This is a genomic window from Mesorhizobium sp. M1348 (assembly GCF_040317925.1).
Lineage (GTDB): Bacteria > Pseudomonadota > Alphaproteobacteria > Rhizobiales > Rhizobiaceae > Mesorhizobium.
In genome coordinates this window covers 16,986-34,580 of sequence record NZ_JAMYLH010000017.1, presented here as the reverse complement: position 1 = coordinate 34,580, position 17,595 = coordinate 16,986, and the positions used below count along the sequence as shown (strand labels likewise).

General features: G+C 59.0%; 13 protein-coding genes and 2 pseudogenes. 5 read left to right on the top strand and 10 right to left on the bottom strand.

The window, feature by feature from the left end:
• From NKH13_RS24065 to NKH13_RS24055, 3 genes are all read left to right on the top strand, one after another.
• Positions 1 to 210 (top strand): KTSC domain-containing protein, encoded by a 210-nt coding sequence (locus NKH13_RS24065; RefSeq protein ID WP_352914795.1) that lies wholly within the window; start codon positions 1 to 3, stop codon positions 208 to 210.
• Between the two features lie 462 nt (positions 211 to 672).
• Positions 673 to 1,914: an esterase/lipase family protein gene (locus NKH13_RS24060; protein ID WP_352914792.1), complete on the top strand. Its 1,242-nt coding sequence runs from the start codon at positions 673 to 675 to the stop codon at positions 1,912 to 1,914.
• Positions 1,915 to 2,050: 136 nt separating this feature from the next.
• Entirely contained in the window at positions 2,051 to 3,832 is a 1,782-nt protein-coding gene (locus tag NKH13_RS24055) for a CHAT domain-containing protein (RefSeq protein WP_352914789.1), read from the top strand.
• Here NKH13_RS24055 and NKH13_RS24050 read toward each other — a convergent pair whose 3' ends face one another.
• The 3 genes and pseudogenes from NKH13_RS24050 to NKH13_RS24040 all read right to left on the bottom strand — a co-directional run.
• Positions 3,833 to 6,244, bottom strand: a complete 2,412-nt coding sequence (locus tag NKH13_RS24050) for a S8 family peptidase (RefSeq protein WP_352914787.1) — start codon at positions 6,242 to 6,244, stop codon at positions 3,833 to 3,835.
• A 210-nt stretch (positions 6,245 to 6,454) separates the two neighbouring features.
• Positions 6,455 to 7,435, bottom strand: a complete 981-nt coding sequence (locus tag NKH13_RS24045; RefSeq protein ID WP_352914786.1) for an AAA family ATPase — start codon at positions 7,433 to 7,435, stop codon at positions 6,455 to 6,457.
• A gap of 575 nt (positions 7,436 to 8,010) precedes the next feature.
• Positions 8,011 to 8,493, bottom strand: a pseudogene (locus NKH13_RS24040) (XRE family transcriptional regulator); the annotation flags it as partial.
• Positions 8,494 to 8,666: 173 nt separating this feature from the next.
• On the opposite strand from NKH13_RS24040, the gene NKH13_RS24035 reads away from it, so the two are divergent.
• Positions 8,667 to 9,446, top strand: coding sequence for a hypothetical protein (locus NKH13_RS24035; protein ID WP_352914784.1), 780 nt, complete (start codon positions 8,667 to 8,669; stop codon positions 9,444 to 9,446).
• Positions 9,335 to 9,604 carry a hypothetical protein gene (locus tag NKH13_RS35695; protein WP_502914579.1) on the top strand — a complete coding sequence of 90 codons (270 nt, stop codon included), beginning with the start codon at positions 9,335 to 9,337 and terminating at the stop codon, positions 9,602 to 9,604. The genes NKH13_RS24035 and NKH13_RS35695 overlap by 112 nt, the downstream gene beginning before the upstream one ends.
• On the opposite strand, the gene scpB is transcribed toward NKH13_RS35695, so the two are convergent.
• From scpB to NKH13_RS24000, 7 genes and pseudogenes are all read right to left on the bottom strand, one after another.
• Complete coding sequence (scpB, locus tag NKH13_RS24030; protein ID WP_352914781.1) at positions 9,566 to 10,255, bottom strand: SMC-Scp complex subunit ScpB; 690 nt, start codon at positions 10,253 to 10,255, stop codon at positions 9,566 to 9,568. The two genes, NKH13_RS35695 and scpB, sit on opposite strands and share 39 nt — an antisense overlap.
• A gap of 4 nt (positions 10,256 to 10,259) precedes the next feature.
• Positions 10,260 to 11,246, bottom strand: coding sequence for a DUF1403 family protein (locus NKH13_RS24025; RefSeq protein ID WP_502914581.1), 987 nt, complete (start codon positions 11,244 to 11,246; stop codon positions 10,260 to 10,262).
• A gap of 457 nt (positions 11,247 to 11,703) precedes the next feature.
• On the bottom strand, positions 11,704 to 11,973 hold the full coding sequence (locus NKH13_RS24020; RefSeq protein WP_352914776.1) for a type II toxin-antitoxin system Phd/YefM family antitoxin: 270 nt from the start codon (positions 11,971 to 11,973) through the stop codon (positions 11,704 to 11,706).
• A 119-nt stretch (positions 11,974 to 12,092) separates the two neighbouring features.
• On the bottom strand, positions 12,093 to 13,298 hold the full coding sequence (gene repC, locus NKH13_RS24015) for a plasmid replication protein RepC (RefSeq protein ID WP_352914960.1): 1,206 nt from the start codon (positions 13,296 to 13,298) through the stop codon (positions 12,093 to 12,095).
• 154 nt (positions 13,299 to 13,452) lie between these two features.
• On the bottom strand, positions 13,453 to 14,454 hold the full coding sequence (gene repB / locus NKH13_RS24010; RefSeq protein ID WP_352914773.1) for a plasmid partitioning protein RepB: 1,002 nt from the start codon (positions 14,452 to 14,454) through the stop codon (positions 13,453 to 13,455).
• A gap of 75 nt (positions 14,455 to 14,529) precedes the next feature.
• Entirely contained in the window at positions 14,530 to 15,735 is a 1,206-nt protein-coding gene (repA, locus tag NKH13_RS24005; RefSeq protein ID WP_352810841.1) for a plasmid partitioning protein RepA, read from the bottom strand.
• 948 nt (positions 15,736 to 16,683) lie between these two features.
• A pseudogene (locus NKH13_RS24000) lies at positions 16,684 to 17,192 on the bottom strand (site-specific integrase); the annotation flags it as partial.
• Between the last annotated feature and the right edge of the window lie 403 nt (positions 17,193 to 17,595).

The following is a 17,595-nucleotide window of genomic DNA, read 5'->3' as shown; positions in this document are numbered from 1 at the left end:
GTGGAACGGCAATCCGTAACGTCCGGGAATTTGGCCGAAGTCGGCTACGATCCCGATCTCGAAACACTCGAGGTCCAATTCCGCCACGGAGGCGTGTATCAATATTACAACGTGCCCGCGTACATGAACGAGCGCCTGATGACCGCAGAATCTCTTGGCCGTTTCTTTAATACGGACATAAAGGGACATTACCCCGAAGCCAAAATGTAATCGAGCAGCCCTCATGTCGAGGCGAAATATTATCAAGGACAGCTCCCCCGAAGCGTAGATCGTCAACATCATTACACCAGCTTGGGATGGGCTCCTCGCGTGCCTGCAGGGCTACGTCAGTCTGATATGGTTCGTGCTTGGCTGAAGTCGTCAAGGGCGAGCTCGCTCGTGAGTCGTTCTTCAAGCTCGGCCACGGCACTCTGCAGGCCGTCTCGCTCGCGAAAACTCGCGCGAGAATCCTTGTAGGTATCTGCTCCTCGACCGACTCAATAATGCCGTGGTACGAATCGCCCGCGCCTCAGCTAAAATCGCCATATGAAAGTTGGAGCAAACGTGCCAAACGCATTCCCTGACCTCGTCGTTGTCGTGCCAGGTCTGATAGGATCCGTTTTATCAAAGGATGGTACGCCGATTTGGGGCGTTTCGGCTGGCGCGTTGTGGCGGGTAGTCGCAGGAACTGCGTTGGAGCAATTGGAGCTCAAGGGCGCGGACGACGAACGCGAAGATCTCGGTGACGGGGTCACCGCAACGGGGCTTTTGGAGAACATCCAGATCGTGCCGGGGCTCTGGAAGCAAGGGGGCTACTCCATTTTGGCGGAGCAACTCGTCAGCGGGCTACGTCTTACCCAAAACGAAAACTACCGCGAATTCCCATACGATTGGCGGCGTAACAACAGGTTGTCCGCGAGGAAGCTCGCGCGCGTCGTGCCGGAATGGTTGAAGATTTGGCGGGAGAAGAGCGGCAATCCTGACGCGAAGGTGGTCTTCGTCGTACACTCGATGGGCGGCTTGGTGGCGCGCTATTACATCGAGTGTTTAGAGGGATGGAAAACCACGCGGACACTGCTGAGTTTCGGTACGCCGTATCGCGGTTCCGGCAACGCGGTCGGATTCCTTTGCAACGGCTTCGCATGGGACGTTGGCCCCCTCAAGGCATTCGACGGCACGAAGGCCATCCGATCGTTCGACTCCGTGTACCAGCTGCTCCCGGTCTACCCGTTTGTCGACAACGGGGGCCAAAGCCTCGGCAGGTTGTCGGAAGTGACTTTGCCGAACCTCGACCGAGGACGCGCCTCCGCTGCGGCGGCGTTCCACGAGGAAATTCGTATGGCGCAGCAGCAGAATGCCGAGACTGATGCCTACTCGTTATGGGGGCCGAAAGTCCGTCCGGTCGTCGGCATCGAGCAGCCGACGTTCCAATCTGCCAAGTTCGACGGGACCGCGGTTACGCTGTTACAATCTTACGAGGGCAAGGACTTGAAAGGCGACGCGACGGTCCCGCGAGCATCGGCAATTCCATTGGAGGTCCCCCAGCAAAATGCCTCCTATGTCGCAACCACACATTCGGCATTGCAGAGTGACGAGGGCGCAATCGGTAACTTGCGGGGCATCCTCACCGAAGTGGATGTCGACATGGACAAATATCGAGAGGTTGGCGTCGGCACGATCGGCCTCTCAGTCCAAGACGCGTATGTGTCCAGCTCATCTGTTGAAATCAACGCAATGCCATCGGATTTTGTTCAGTCGATCTCGGCGACCATCTCGCGCGTTGACGCGCAAGCACCTGATGCAACGGCGGTTCTTCGGCCACATGGCGCGCGCTACGTGGCCCACTTGCGTCTCGCGGCTGGCCTCTACTGCGTGAAGATGGCACTCGATGGGTTCCACCCCGTGAGCGACGTATTTCTGGTGGCAGACGAATGATCAAGAGGCGAAATTGATTCCCGATCGAGTTAGATGGTCGTGGTCGTTTGAACGAGGCCATGACCCTGTCTTTCTGTGGCTTGCGGCGCCTGATAGGAGCGGGAGATGGCCCGAATGGGCAGAGGCCGAGCGCAAATTGCTTCAGCTTTCGAATCTAATCTTCAGTATAGAAATCCGCGTCTCGACATCCGGATTATCCGTTACTGGAACTGTGGTCAGTGAAAGCGGCAAGCGCGCGATCGAACAGGTCTTGCAAGACTTTCGGCGCGGTCGCCCCATCGATTCCCACCTTGTAGTGACGGCCCCCTTCCGCTCCGCGGAGGATCCGGACATCGGTGATCCCCGCTTCGGCTCTCAGCTCGACACGAAATTGGATAAGACTGACAGCCCGGCGAAGGCCTCGCTGGTCACGGTAAACCGCTTTCCGGTGATCAGATCGGCAGAGAAACTGTTGGAAGGAAAGAGGTTCAAATTCGAGGTGGACCTGTCGCTACAACCGGACGCCGGCACCTCCGGAGATGAGGTGAGCCTTTCGGATGTCGCCTCTGATTGGACGACGCTCACGATCGATGTCGAGGTTTTCTCAACCGGACTCACCTTCGATCCAGGAACAAATAGGAAGCAGATCGCCATCACGAGGGGCGCAGGTTCCGTCCCTGCCATTTTCGATGCAGCGGTGACCATCGCGAGTCTAGATGGCGGCACTCCGATGGAGGTGGTCGCGATGTTCAACTATCGCGGCCGGTTCAGCGGGATCGCGCGAAAATCGTTCGAACTGTCATCCGCTGACCCCGAGCCCGCGCATGCTTCGGGACAGTCTGCACTTGATCCGCCGTTCGGGACCATAGCCTTCGTTCCCTCCGCTGAGGCGCCTGACTTGACGATCAAGATCTTGGAAGGAGGCAACCCCGGGGTTTATATCTGGAGTCTCGATGCACCCCGCGGCCAGGGGCTTGGACCATCCTCATGGTCGGCTCCCATCAACTTGGGTCAGTCCGCAGGTGTCTTCGCGCTCGGCTTGATGAAGGATTGTCCTAAGCTTCGTCCGGGAACCCACGCCAGCGTACTTCAAGGCATCGGCGAAAGTATCTGGGCCGTCAGTCCCAAGGCATTTCAGGAACTCTATCGCGATCTTCGAAAGAAATTCGGGCCGAGTTTCCCAATACAACTGGTTACGGATGAGCCTTACGTGCCGTGGGAGATGATGTTTCCTGACGACGAAGCGGGCATCGATCAGCCGGATCATCTCTTCATGACGCATCCAATGAGCCGTTGGTTCTTGCAGAGCGAGGGACGAATGCGCGACTCTTTCGCGGCAGGCTCGATAGCAAGCTTCGTTCCCACCTACGACGATGGGACCGAACTACCGGCCGCGCTCGCCGAAGGTGAGTGGCTTGTTTCCCAGCTGGGCGCGACGGCGATGGAGGCAACCTACCAGTCGCTCACGGATTTCTGGGGTCCGAAGGCGCCCATTGAAACCGTGACGGTGCTCCACTTCGCCGGTCACGGCGTTGCTGGAGATGGTGGCAATGCAAAGCTGAGGCTTTCCGACAAGAGTTGGTTGACGTGTAACGATATTAACAGCCGCGTGAAGCTTGGTCGATCGTTCGGTACGTTCATGGTCATCAACGCCTGTGAGGTCGCCACCTCCGACTATCAGCTCGGATTGGTTTCAGGCTGGGCCGCGCGCCTTGCAGAACGGGGGTTCGGGGGCGTACTGGCACCCCTTTGGGCCGTGCAGGATGAAACCGCCTCGAACGTCGTTCGCGACTATCTCCAGCTCTTCATTGACGGGAGTTCGATCGGAGACGCGATGTTGAAGGCTCGCGCCGGACACCGCGAGAAATCTTCAACGCCATATGCTTATGTTTGCCATGGCGACGTTATGGCGAAGGTCACCGCAAAACCAACCGCTTGATCATGTTGGAAGGGTGGCTACAGCACGTTCGACGAGCACGCCGGCTGGTATCTTATTAGAGATCTCGGCCACGAGGTCACCGCTTTGCTCTGGTGTTCTTACCGATACCACGAGCGAGAAGCGGACGGAGCGCTCGTAGTTCTCCAAGTTCGACATGTCGCCCCACCATCCCCGCACCGGTGCGACGGAGATGCCGTCGCGATCGGCCAGCCTATACGCTGGGCCTTGCCAGATATCTTGAACGATCGTTCCGCGTTGCGACAATCCGGAAAGCAGCCATCCTTCGTCGCTGCCGGCGCTGATGCTGCCATCCTCCGGCACAAGGAGATTGTATCGATGTTGCGCGCGTGCGTCGCTCTCGCCGAATCGCTTCACGTCGAACTTCAGTCGATGTGACGGATAGCGCTCGACGACCCGATCGCGCGATACCGCGTGGGGATCGGGCTCGATGAAATAAGACAGCGTGCTACGCATCTCGACCTGGGTATTGGAGAGCGAGCGGAGTATCTCCCGAGGCCACGGCAACTTGAAGTACTTCATCTGCCTCAAGCGAATGCCTGCCGGACGGCCGTCCTTCATTACGCGCTCGTATGGAAGAAGCTCGTCTTCCGCAATGAGTGTCAAAGCGTTCGAGGCCGTGAAGAATAGGCGTTCTTGGTTAGGTACACCCCAGCCGAAGCGATCAAGAATGATACGCCATGCCTCGCCGGATGGCATGCCGGCAGATATCAGCCTCCGAGCTTGCGCCCGCATCGCGGGCGTCCATTCGGCCGAATGAACCATGAGCGCCCTAATCGTCTCCATGCGGTAGTCTGGGTACCGCGCGAGTAACCGCGTTGCCAGTCCTGCCGCCAACGCTGTCGCCGTACTCGTCTCGCCGGATAACGCGAGCGGCCGCTCCGGGGCGTCTCGCGACGTGGTCATCACGAAATGACTTGCCGATGGCTGGGCATACAGCCCGAGTGCGTCCATTTCGAAGTTGCCACCTTCCATGACGATATCCGGTTTCGCGGCGTGCGGTTTCGCCCAACTCGTTGCCGTTCTAGACGTTGGCATCAAGTCACCGATAGGAGCCAACAGGTCGGCGACTTCCTGGTCGTTCCCCTTCAGACTAACGGCGCCGACCGATAGGGCGTTTAGCGCTTGAGCCGGGGATTGGATTCCGAAGCGACCGTTGCGGTCCTCGTAGTCGGCGACTTGGTAGGGTTCAGTCGGCGTGCGCGGCGCATTGCCGACTGCCGCGCAAAAAAGCCTGGTATCCGAGCCGTCTCCATATGCCAGCTGGTCGAGAACGGCTGAAGTGCTGGTCGGCCTGCCATCTTCAGCCTCGCCTTCAGCGGTTTGCGCCAAACAAAAAATGCGAAGGGCTCTCTCCTTCTCCACTAGGTCGACGGCCCTCTTGATAGCGTCCCTGGCCGGAACGTCGCCGGGCGATTGCGGCGCGGCCACCACCACTGACTCCAGCTCCGTGCTAAGGATAATCGGTGCGGAAGAGGAACCGACTGCCGCAAGGTCACCGAACTGGGCAAGCCCGGCCATCTTCGTTCCATGCCCTTTCTGGTCCGCAGTTCCCCAATTCGGGTCCACCGTGTAACAACGGGCGGACGGCAGTGAGCGCGAAAGCAACGGATGCGCACGGTTCACGCCCGTATCTAGGATTGTCGTGCGCGGGGAATTCGGGAGCGGGCCAGAGATCCGGGCCGCGATCTGATCAATCACCTTCGCCCGCTGCTCGGGAATCATGTCGAAAAAATCCGAGACGAAGCTGGACGCGCTTCGAAGCTCGACCACTGCCGCGCTGGATTGGACGATCCGCTGAAGCTCCTCAGGGCTGGCGACCACATTACGGACGACAGTCTCAACGAACTCGGTCGGTCTGCCAACGCTGAGAATACCGAAACGCTCCACTGCCCGTACAAAGGAGTCCTGGAAACCTTTCCTGGTCCAAACCTCCCATTTCGTCTTGCCGACGGACCTGGGAAACCGTTCCACGTCATCCGTCCACAAATCCCTTAGAGTGGTCGGGCGAATGGCCGCGCTTGTCTCGAATAGCCAAAAATTCCGCGGCCGCCTTTCCTCACCCTCGCTGTCGCCATCGTCCTCGTTGTATGCGACGGTTTTCTGGGCGTCCTGAAAGGTGTCCTCCCACTCCGCGTACCGATCGAGATTCTTCCTTAGCGAAGCGAGCATGTTCCGCGTGACGAAAAGCGTCGCTTGATCCGCATTGTCGTTTCCATCAGGCCGGACGGCGGATTGGGCTCTGCGAATATTCAGAAGTTTCAACCCGCGCGTGTTCGACCTCGCGGCGCCGACATCCAAGGAGACATTGGGTCTTGCCATGACGGTAACCGGCATGCCCCTGCTCGCAAGTGGAACCTTCTCGATCGCCTGTTCGGCAAGGTAGGTGTCCATCTGCGAAACGGTCGTATCAAGCTGTTCGCGAAGAGTCGCCGCGTGCTCGAACCTGTCGGCTATTGGTTCGGGAAGCTTCTTGGACCCGCCGCCCGGCGCGCGAAATCTTTCGGATGCCTTACCAAGGCCACGAAGGTGTATGTGCCGATAGAATTGAACATCTGCCATTGCCACAGGACCCGCCCCAGCGGAGCGACTCGATTCGGACGCTCACTCGCGGTGAATACTAATCCTATCTTGAAGCGACCGATATAACACTTCGGAAGTGAGTACGCCGCTGTTGTCCAACACGGCGTCGCGTGCGGCGTCCTCGGCAGCTGCAACTAGGTCTGCTTGGCTAAGACCAGTGGTCAACCCGTCGATCGACGTCCAATCAAACGCGTCGACTTTGAAATGAAGCAGGTGGTTCCGCAGGACCTGTCTTGCTTCCTCAGCCGTCGGCCTCGCGTAGACGAAGGCCGAATGAAAACGACGAAATATCGCCGGATCGAGCAGCGCCCTGTGGTTTGTCGCGGCTATGATTACGCTTCTTGATTGGTCCTCCTCTAGGAATTGAAGGAACGAATTGAGCATCCGCCGCGCCTCGCCGATATCGTTGTCGGCGCCACGCCGCGAGGCAAGCGCGTCGACCTCGTCGAAGAAGTAGACACCGCGAACGTTATGCATCGCGTCAAAGACTAGTCGAAGCTTTGAGGCGGTCTCACCCATAAACTTGGTTATCACGCCATCCAACAGAATGGTGAAAAGCGGCAAACCCAGTTCGCCGGCTATGGCCGAGGCTGTCATGCTCTTTCCCGTCCCCGGAGGGCCGGAGAATAGGAACTTCCGCCTCGGTTCCAAACCGCGCTCCTCTAGGGCTGCACTCTCGCGATGCTCGCGAACCAGTCGAACTATCCGGCGTCTAAGGTCTTGGCCGAGAACCAGATCTGCCAGGTGAATTTCGGGATATGTTGCCCGAACGAGACCCGCCAGCTCCCCTCGCGGTAACCCGATCGGAATCGGACGGTTCGGCCGCCTATCGGCGGCGGCCTTTCGAATGGCGTCGGTGATCTCCTTGATCTCGTCTGCGACTTTGGTCTTTCCGGAGCGGACGGCGTCCGCCGCGATGTGCTCGGCGATCGACAGGAATTGCTCGCTGTCGCCCGCGACATGGCTTCGGATCATCGCGATGACCTGTCTTGAATTAGTCATGCACCTACCCCTGTCCTCTCGCTGCGGACGCGTCAAAAACGATCTTAAAGGCACTTTCGAGTTCAGGCACCATCTCAAAAAATTTGTGCAATATAAGCAATGCATCACTTGTGACGTGAGGCACGTTGCCCTTCTTGCGCGCCGGTCGCGTAGATCGCCACTCGGACTCGGGAATTCCGCGCTCCAGCAGAGTTGTCACTCTGGCCGCTAGATCTTCCGAAAAGCCCCCGCAGCGAATGGATCTCGTCAGCGTCGACGTGCTCACCCCAGCAAGTTCGGCTATACGCGCATAGCTCGCACCGGCCTGCCTGCGAGCGTTTTGCAGTGATTCGATTAATGCATTGTTGCTTTGTCTCTTAGGTCGACCGCGCATGTTGCGTTTATTGCATAAAATAGCGTACCGTTCAAGTCAGTATCTCGTCGAGGATCGCTGAACCCGCTCGGCGATTTTCCATATCCCAGTGGATCAGGATAGGTGCTCCAGTAGATCCCGACCGAACGTCCGACCCCGCGAGTATGGTCTCGATTTCGAGCTCTGCGCGCGCTAAATCGGGTGGAGGTGGAACGCCGGGCATTCAGTCGAAATCGCCCCTGGCCATGCCTTCCGCCGCGGCCATAACCGAGGCGTCATCGCCTTGTTGAAGGGCTCGAAGGTCCGTCCGCCCATCGAGGGCACCATGGCGCGACCCCAGAAACCGAAAGACGGCCCAAGCACTGTTGCCGATCGTCTCGTGGAGTGCCGGCAGTGCGCCGAAGGGACGACCGTCCTTGTCGAGTTGCCAGACAGGAAAGCGGAAACCGCGTTTGGCGCCATCGATCCCGAGCACCTGTTCGCTTTGCCGCCTGGCGTTGACCGTCACCCGCGACGTGCCAAGCAGCTTGGCAAAGGCATCCGCGCTCAGCATGTCCTCGCCGGCGACAATTTCGGCGACACGCTTGCGGCCGCGCGCGCGCGCGCCGGCAAGAGCCGCCTCGAGTTCGGCATCGGGCATGCCCGTGTCCTCGACGGGAAAGGTATCGTCTGAAGCGATCGGTTGCTCTTCGACCGGCGTGATCGTCATCCATTTCAAAGCCGCTTGATGAACTGATCAAGCCGTCTCAGTATCGATATGCTCATAAGCTCGGTCATTTCCGGCGTCATGCCTCAGACCATGTGGTCGATGAGTATCGACCAGACTCGGCGCGCGCGGCTCTGGACATCGCTTGCGGAGCTGCGAGGGTACTTCAGTTCATGGATATCACGGGCCTGCAGCCATCCAAGGCAGATGTCGAACCCGGAGCGGAATATTCGGCCCGCCTGCCTGGACGTGATCATGGAAGTGCCTGGTACGATCCCGTCGCAAAACATCACGTCGGGGCCGACGAACCTTACGAAGGGAGTGCTGCGTCGAAAGAGCGTGACGCCTGGGCGCGGCGACACAACTGGTCGCTCGCAAGGCCGGAATGGGCGGGGATGTACTATCCGGGAAGCTGTGAACTTTACCTGTATGCCGATGCGTCGAAGGGATATTCGCTGGATGGGCTCCTCAAGGCGCTTTCTAAAGGCCCTTCACCGATCGTGCCCGCGAATTGTGACCGGGTCGCCATCGACGGTCTCGCTCCTTTTGTGACTCCGGGAGAGAAGGCTAAAGCCGAGGCGAAGCTCGCGAGAAACGTCCAACGAAAAGCTACCCCGCAACGCGGCCCCACAACCACTGTCGAGTACCGGCTGCCGCTCAGCGGCAAGCGGCGCCGGCGTCCGGAGGCGGCGATGCCTGTGGACGCGCATGCCAGGATAGGCACCCTGCTGAAGGGTGTGCTGACCGACATGCGAGCGCGCGCAGGCGTCTACAAGCGCGTTGATGCTGTCCGAAGCGAGCTTTTGATGACTGGGTTCAATGCGAACACGATCGGGCGGCCATGCCCGATGCGGTGTTTTTCGACCTTTACTACGGAGAGAATTCCGCCGGAGGAATGCCAAAAGCTGGCGAACAACACATCGAGGACCTCCGCCTCGCACAGTCCATGCTGATAGCAAGACTATCCGGATTGTGCGCCGTTCAGGGACCTCGAGGGAAAAATCGATCTTGCCGTTATATCGCTCGAGAAGTTGCGGTGACGATGGCGGTCGTCCGGCCAGGCACAGGCGCTCTATTCGTCGGCGTCGGCATCATTCTCGCCGGGGCCTGAAAAACCGGGCATGATGTCGCCCGCCAGAAGCTTTTCCTTCGACAGCAGCCCCGCATCCTCGAGAGCCTCGAAGTCGGGAAGATCGCGCAAGGTTTCAAGCCCGAATTCCAGCAGGAAATGTTTCGTCGTCACATAGGTATAAGGGGCGCCTGGTGTCGGGCTTCGCGGGCCGGAGGCGATCAGGCCGAAGGAGCGCAAATTGCCGATCAGGTCGCGGCTGATCTCCTTGCCGAAGAATGACGACAGTTCGGCGCGCGTGATCGGCTGAAAGAAGGCAATGCACATCAAGACTAGCACTTCGGATTGCGTGAGGTCGACGGCGCGTTCGTTAGAGCCTACGGCCGTTCGGATGGCGTCGGCATACGCCGGCCGCGTCAGGTGCTTCCAGCCGCTTGCGACCGCGACCAGATCGTAAGGTCGGCCCCGCAGCTCCTCGCGGATGTCGTCGATCAAAAGGTCGATGCTGCAGGTCTTGCCGACGATGCGGGTAAGCACCTCGCGGCTGACCGGCTCGCTGGCGGCGAAGATGGTTGCTTCGACGCGGTTCATCCATTCGCGCCAACGCACTTCTGGCGGCAGGTGATCCAGTTCGCGGTCGAACAGGTGATCATCTGATCGCTCCTTTGCCCTTCTCCCCTTCGCCTGCTCCATGGTCTCACAGCCCGTAGATGCGGAAGGTCGGACGGCCGGATAGCTCGCGCACGGCGCCAAGTTCGATCAGCCGGTCGAACAGGCGGCGCAGACCGCGGTCGCTGATGCCGGCGATCTTTGAGGATGCGACGATCGCGTCGTCGGACAGCAGCTTCTCGACGACAGTATCCGCCCCTTTCGCCCGCAGTTTTGGGGCGACAGCCAGCAGGCGGTCGGCGCGTCGGCCGAGCTCGGCCGCAAGATCCATCGCCCGCAGCGCCGCCTGCGCATAAGCCGCCCAAATGCGTTGCCGGGACGCCTGCCCGGGTTCCCGTTGGGCATGGGCTGACCGACGACCGCCCGCCACCGGATGCAAGCCGAACAGGGGCACCGCATGCGCCCACCCTAGCCGGTCGGCCAGAACAGCGTCCGCAACCCACGGTCCAAGCTCACGCGCGGCGCGACTGTGATGACGCTCGAGCACCGCGATCGCGTCGACCGCGCCAGCGACTGCATTACCGACCGCGCCAGCGATCGCCTGGATTTCGTCACCGATTTGGCCGGCCGCCCCCACGTCAAGCGCGCTCCCCAGATCCGCGGCGACATCGACCAATACCCCCTCGCTGACCAACGCCGCGACCGGACGCGATGCCAGCGTTCGCCAGGCAACCAGCATACGGCCGGCGGGTCCAACGTCGTCGCCGGGACGGGTGAGCAGCAGCGCGTCGCGCAGCGCCGCCTCGTCCTCGACCCGGCCGGCGCGTTTGGCCGTTGCCGCCGCTGCCCCGAGTGCCAGGCGCTGCCGCCAGGCGCCGGCCCATCTCTCCTGCCGGCGCACCACCGCATCGAGCGCGGTCAGCGCCGCAGCTGCGGCAAACGCAGCGTCTTCGATCGAGTCCGGACCGGCCGCCACGGCGCGCAGCCAGGTCGGCACGGGAGTGGCCAGCGCAGCCGGGGCTGCACAGGTGACGACCACAGGTGCATGGCGAAGCAGTTTCGGGCGCAGAATCATCATCGACAGCATGAATCATCGCGGCGCTTCTCGCAACGAAAATGGCAGAAAGCCGCCGTGCCCGTCGACAGTTAAAAACGAACGATAAACCGTACCTTTCGTTTTGATCTTTCTAGAGGAGATGCTCTCTCGTCGATCAAAACCCGGAAATGCGCGTTGGGCAAGAACAATCATATCGCGGCGGTCATGACCGGCAGGCGCAACAAATACGCCGCACCCGCCCCAGAAGAGGCGGTGCTGCCGGATGATCTGTCGACATGCGGCAGCCCTCGACCGCAGCAGCCTACGCCGCGTGAGCTTCGATTCTTTCTTGCAAAATTAGGAGTTGAACTCCACAATTGCAGGGATGATTGGGTGCAGCGCCGGATTGCTGGCCACCGTGTCGCTGCGCGGACCGCGTCAGGTTTGGCAAGACCAGCCAAGCGCTGGAAAGAGCCGGAGGGCGTCCTTCTATCCGTCAGACCTTTGCCGGAGGAATCTCGCCGTTGAGATGGTCAAGGCCCGGCCCCATTTCGACGGCCTCGACAGCGGCGATTTCTTCGGCGCTGAGTTCCGCGGTCATATCGACCCGCCGGTCGCGCTTCGACAGCCGGACAAAATCCTCGTAAGCCAGCAGCACGGTGCGACGCCGGCCGTTATTGGTGATGATGACAGGGTCGTGAACCGCGGCATCCTGATAGGCGCCGAAGTATTTCGAGATGGCGGCGGCGGTGACAGTGGTAGTCATCGGCTGAACTCTTATCTTCCGGAAGATGCGGCTTTTGCGGGCTTCCACAGGTATCAGCCGGCCATCGTAATTCGCGCTTGAGCTGGGCGCAAAGCGATAAGCTGCGGGATTGGCGATCATCATCCCGTCATCCTTACTGTGGCGCCGTTGGCCTTGAGCGCCGCCATCAGCATCGGGCCGACCGAAAAAGCCCCTCCCCTGGCCTTATCAGTCAGCGCCCGAAGATAGCCGCCGGCCGAATTGATATGCTGCGCACGTTGCAGGATACAGGCAATCACCACCGCCGCGGTCTCCTGGCCCATCGCATGGCAGGCTTCCTCATACGCTGACGGCGAAACACCCAGATATCCCCGCACCTGGGCGGCGGTTATCATGAGATCGCGCCAGTTACTGATCCCGTCGACTGCATAGTCAGCAATTTCCGGGCAAGCTTTCAGCACCATCCCCAGCGGGTATGTTTTCGGCGCCTCTGCGGTCCTAGTCCTGGGCTCGGCCGTCGCCCTGGCTTTTTCTAAAGCTGGTTCAAATTCAAAAGTAGAGTCGGTATTTGAATCAGATTGCTGCCGCTCGTTTTGAGAGTCATTGCCGCTCGGATTCGTGGATTTCATATGGATTTCCAGCAGCTTATCCACATCATCACGCAAGGCCGCAAGATCGGCTACGATCGGTTCGAGCTCGGCAATGCAAGCTCGGCGCGGAATTGCCTCCACAACGCGGCGGAAACGCTTCCACAGGCCTCCCCAGTCGCCTGGGACATCTTCGTCAAGGGCCGCCTCTATCAGCTTGTGGATGTCACGGCGGTGTAAGGTGATCCGCTCGCGCATTAGCCTGAGCGCCTTGTTGTCGGCACGAACACGCTCGGCCGCCGCCTCGAACTCGTAAGCACGGGCCAGCAAAGGCGCCAGGGAGAAGCCGAATGCTTCCTCGATCTCCCCTCCCCGGCCCTTGCGGGCGTAACGCTTGCCGTTCGGGCTATCCCGACGGATGATCAGCCCGCAGTCTACAAGAGCCGCGAGGTGCCGCCGGAGCGTGGCATCAGGCATCCCGTGCGCCCTGAGCGACAGCTGTGCGTTTGAGGGAAAGACGATGAGGTCGTTCTCCCCACTCAATTCGCTGTCAGGATAGAATGACAGCAACGCATTCAGCACGGCCAAAGCGCGATCGCCGATGCCGACGATGCTCTTACCCTCGCACAGGTTGCGGTAAATCTGCCACTTGTCGACGACCCTGCCCTCGGGAATTTCACGTGAATCGTTTTGCGCTGCCAGCATGGCAAGCGACATCGGCCGCCGCCCAAAGGGCGTCGTTGCAATACCCGTCTCCATTTCTTCCTTCGCCTTCAATTAGGCAAAAGAAATCCGTCCGCCGAATCGACGCTTAAAACGCTTGACACTGATTCGCGGAAATGAGATTCTCGGCTTGCTAAAGATCGAGAAGGGCTTCCACGGTTCGCCGTCGGGGGCCTTTTTCTTTTGCGGTTTAGTCTCCTTTGATTTCCTTTTCCTGCTTCCTGTAGGCCTCATAAAGACCGTCCAGTTGGCCTGCTATGAACTCCGCAAAATGGAGACCGTAAGCTGCTTCGACTATTATCGAAGCTTTCTTTTGTGTCCCTCTAATCGCAACGTTCAGTGATTTGTCGGCAGGAGCCCAGGCTTTGGGTCCGAGGGCAACCTTTAGCTTCTTGGGCGTCTTGGATGATTTCAGATGACTAAGGAGTAGATTGAAGACCTCGTCCTTCACTTGACCTGCTGCAAACTCCTCGGTCCGAACGTACTCGATCGCCTTGGTAGCATTGGTTGGAATCTGGACTAGTTTTTTGAGTTCTTCCCAACGATCCCTGCCAACGCCCTTCGCGGCCCCAACGACACTCAGCACCGCTTCGGGAACCGTTTCAGCGACCGACAGCATACGAGACAGCAGCGTGTCATCGACCGTAAGAGCTGATTTGACAGTGTCCTTCGTCATACCGCTCTCAATCAACTTCCGAGCGAACAACGACTTCTCGATAAACGACAGGTCGGCTCGAGCAGTATTTTCTTGGCCCTGTGCGATGACATGCTCAATGTCAGCCAAGCGCTTCACGACCGCTCGGACATTAATGCCGAGATCGCGCGCGACCTTTGCCCGTCGATGGCCAAATACAATCATGTAGCGGCCTATGTCATGGGGGTGCGGTCGCACAAGGATCGGTGTCGACTGGCCAGATGTACTAATGGCGTGTCTGAGCTGCAGGTATTCTGCGTCGTCCTCCCCTATACGATCAGCAATGAACGAACCATCGAGATCCTTGGGGTCAATCGCCACCACGGTTTCGCCATCCAGCATCCGCACTGAATTCTCGGCCAGTTCGTCCAGCGACTGCATCATCGAACGCGACGCGCCACGCTTGGCATAGTCGGACCTAGCCTGCGACGCAGAATGCACGGGCTGTTCCCGCGTAAGTGACGCAGTTACGCTTGCCAGAAGATCCTTTCTAGCCATTCTGTCCTCTCAGAACTGCTCTCATCTTTTTGAAATTGCTCCCAAAACTTTCGTTCTGCACGGCTGTCAAAATGGTCACTTCCGCCCCCATGCCTTGTGAATTAGCGACGTAATCTCGGAATTGACCGCGTTCAGACTTTCAACCGCCCGCTCATATGTTGATCGCGTGAATTGGCTTTTCTCAACCTCGTAAAGTGTCTGTTTCGTGATGCCTGCGTCTGAGATGGCCGTAGTTTTCACCATTTGGTTCTGGAGCATGCGCTTGTTGAAAAGTGCTTGAAGGAACCCAACCATCTGGGCCTGGGGACCATCAGTCGGCTCATATCGAGTCACGAGATAGCGGAACCACTTCAGCTTCACTGCTGCCCCGGCCCCCTTGATGGACTGGAGGATCCCACCGAGCATGAGCAAGAACTGAGACATCGACATCACATCGAGCATCTGCGGGTGCACGGTAATAATCACCGACGTCGAAGCTGTAAGAGATGTGAGCGTTAGGTAACCGAGCTGCGGTGGGCAATCTATGACAATCACATCATAGCGGTCGTCAACTTCCTTGAGCGCCGCAGAAATGCGCGTGAAGAACAAGCGCCCTTCTGGTAAATTCTTGTTAGAAGCGGCTAGTGGAGTGTCGTACTCATATTCCTGCAGTTCAAGATTGGCAGGCACGATGTCCAAACCCGGGAAATTGGTCGGCCGAATAATCTCCTTGATTGATTTCTTGTGCTCGTCGTATCGGAGCGCTTCATAAAGCGACGGATTCTTGTCGAGTTCAGGCTGGATGCCATGCAGAGCTGACAGGGAAGCCTGCGGGTCAAGGTCAATTGCGAGAACGCGGTGCCCTGTTAGAGCGAGGTATTGAGCTAGATGGGCAGCTGTTGTTGTCTTGCCGGAGCCACCCTTGAAATTGACGACGGAGATGACTTGCAGCGTGTCGCCTTGACGGCGGTGAGGAACATAGCGCTTGAAGTCCGAACGACCGTGCTTGTCGAGGTATTGACGCAATTCGAGCATCTGCCGAGCGGTGTATGAACGACGACCCGAACTGGAAACCTCAGGTGCGGGTCCCTTGCCTTCGAGATGCAGCTTTTTGATATGGTTCTGGGTGACGCCGAGAAAGTCCGCGACCTCGACCGACGAAAATTGCCGTAGTCCCTTCATCGCATTTGGGGGATACTGTTCAAGCCGCAGCATGTTCAACTTGTCCGAGATAAGCTCTCCCTGTTCGAGAATCTCCTCGTCGAAATCGAACTCCAAGCCGTGATCGGGCATCAAATTCATCTCGGCAATTTCCAGAATAACGCTTTTCTGACATGATTGTCACTTCAAGCGTGATTAATGCCCGATTCGGGTAATCCAGCAAGAAGTTTTTAGTTAACAGAAGGTTAATGGGCGTCCTCGCCGCGAAAGCATAATTTAGAATTGCCTCTCTGAGCTGTGGGAGCCGTTGTCACAAACCTTAAAGCCAGCGCAAGATCGACATGACATTCGAGCGTCTACGCCATTGAAATGATGGGGCAATTGTCCGATTTGCACGGCTGTCAAGTCTAGAGGCCAGCGGCACGCTTCCCTGGCTGGCGTAGGCCCTCTGCAAGGTATGAACGGTGCTGGGCCGTCCTGTGGACCGAACTTCAGCGGGAGGCGACTTGGCCTGGTCGCCACCCCTTCAACTGCCGAACTGGCGACCTAATTTCGGAAGCGGCGAAGGCCATGTTGAAGTCCAGCATAAGATCGAAGCGCTGTGCCGCCGAGGTGAGTTGCTAAGCCAGACATAGATCGATGAGTTCTGCTTTACAGAGCGGCCGGAGGGGTACCAAGCTGGAATCGCAGGCCGGCCAAGAGATCACCGCCGCCATCAGCCCCGTCATCCGCACGTATCGCCGACTTCATGCGTCCGCTCCAGAAGCCGTCTGCAATAAGGGGGAAAGAGGCCCCCTTCGCATCATTGCGATTGCGTCCGCTCACAGTCGTTTCAACGACGGCCGCGTCCGTCGATCGGCGTCTTATACCATATGCTGCAAGCTGGCATCGGAGCGCGGGGGCTATGGTCATCTCGAGGTCTCGCCCATGGAGCGTCTGATGAACCACGCCGACACTCCTCGGCGGGGTCCGGATGGCCGGGAGAACTTCTCTCAGAAAGGTTTTCTACAAATGGTGCCTTCCGGACCAGGTTCGCTTCTCGATCACGATGTTCGACCTTTGATCGGCTTGAGGAACGTTATCGTTCCCAACCTCAGTCGAGGAGGCGAGGCTGGCGCGTAGAGCGAGTTCCCCAGAATTTCATCTCCCGCTCGCCCTCCGCAAGATTGCGGCGCACCCCGGCCCGCAGGGCTTTTGACTTGCGATTTCCTGATCGTTAAGCCGCTCGGCTCCCACCGCTTTGTCTTTTCCGGTGTTCCGGCGGAAGAGGGGGCCGTGGGCGATGGCGGCCCAGGCTGAGCCAAGTCTGCAGGGCGATGACACGGCAGGCATCGTCAGGCGCACCGCAGCCGATCTCGACTCGCCCGAGCCGGTCTTGCCGCGCAGGTAACCAGCCCCTTGTCCGGGAAGAAATCGATCGTGTCGCGGACATCCTCGGTTTGGTCGCGAGCAAGATCGAGGCCGACGATTCGGAGCGCCGCAGCCGCCGGCGAAGCCCAAAAGCAGCATAGGTCGGTCGCGCAGGCCACGCAGCGAGCCACGGCTGTCTCGGGCATGGCGATTAGATCGTCGCGCAGGACGGCCTCCTTATCTCCCGGCGCTGTGTGGCTAATGAAAGGGAAGGCGGGTAGAGCGGTACCGGGCACTTGGAGAGGTGCACTCGGAACGGTCGCGGCGCCGTTCGTATTTTGAGGTCATTTCGGCACTCGTGCGACCAAGGTGCTTCTGCACGTAACGCCCTTTGACCTCAGCCGAGGGCGTCATGTCCGGTCGCAATCAATGGGCTGCAACTCTTTTCCTCGATCACCCTCCGAGAGATCCTCTGCGAGCGGGCGGCCGGAGCGGTGCGCTTGAACAGGCGGGCAACCTCCCGGTCCCTCAGCGGACCGGGCATACGCGCGACTTTGAGCAGGACCGTTTAGTAGCCGGATCGGCAATTTCGCAGCCAAGATTGCAAATCGGCGTGTGTGGTAATACCTTTAGTCAATATGGTATTACGAT

Bases quoted from the DNA above. Each gene is read 5' to 3' on its own strand.
- NKH13_RS35695 (WP_502914579.1), top strand. From the start codon at position 9,335: ATGCCCGATGCGGTGTTTTTCGACCTTTACTACGGAGAGAATTCCGCC.
- repA (WP_352810841.1), bottom strand. From the start codon at position 15,735: ATGAATTTGATGCCCGATCACGGCTTGGAGTTCGATTTCGACGAGGAG.
- NKH13_RS24050 (WP_352914787.1), bottom strand. From the start codon at position 6,244: ATGGACACCTACCTTGCCGAACAGGCGATCGAGAAGGTTCCACTTGCG.
- scpB (WP_352914781.1), bottom strand. From the start codon at position 10,255: ATGGAGCAGGCGAAGGGGAGAAGGGCAAAGGAGCGATCAGATGATCAC.
- repB (WP_352914773.1), bottom strand. From the start codon at position 14,454: ATGGCTAGAAAGGATCTTCTGGCAAGCGTAACTGCGTCACTTACGCGG.
- NKH13_RS24020 (WP_352914776.1), bottom strand. From the start codon at position 11,973: ATGACTACCACTGTCACCGCCGCCGCCATCTCGAAATACTTCGGCGCC.
- NKH13_RS24035 (WP_352914784.1), top strand. From the start codon at position 8,667: ATGGATATCACGGGCCTGCAGCCATCCAAGGCAGATGTCGAACCCGGA.
- NKH13_RS24025 (WP_502914581.1), bottom strand. From the start codon at position 11,246: ATGATTCTGCGCCCGAAACTGCTTCGCCATGCACCTGTGGTCGTCACC.
- repC (WP_352914960.1), bottom strand. From the start codon at position 13,298: ATGGAGACGGGTATTGCAACGACGCCCTTTGGGCGGCGGCCGATGTCG.
- NKH13_RS24045 (WP_352914786.1), bottom strand. From the start codon at position 7,435: ATGACTAATTCAAGACAGGTCATCGCGATGATCCGAAGCCATGTCGCG.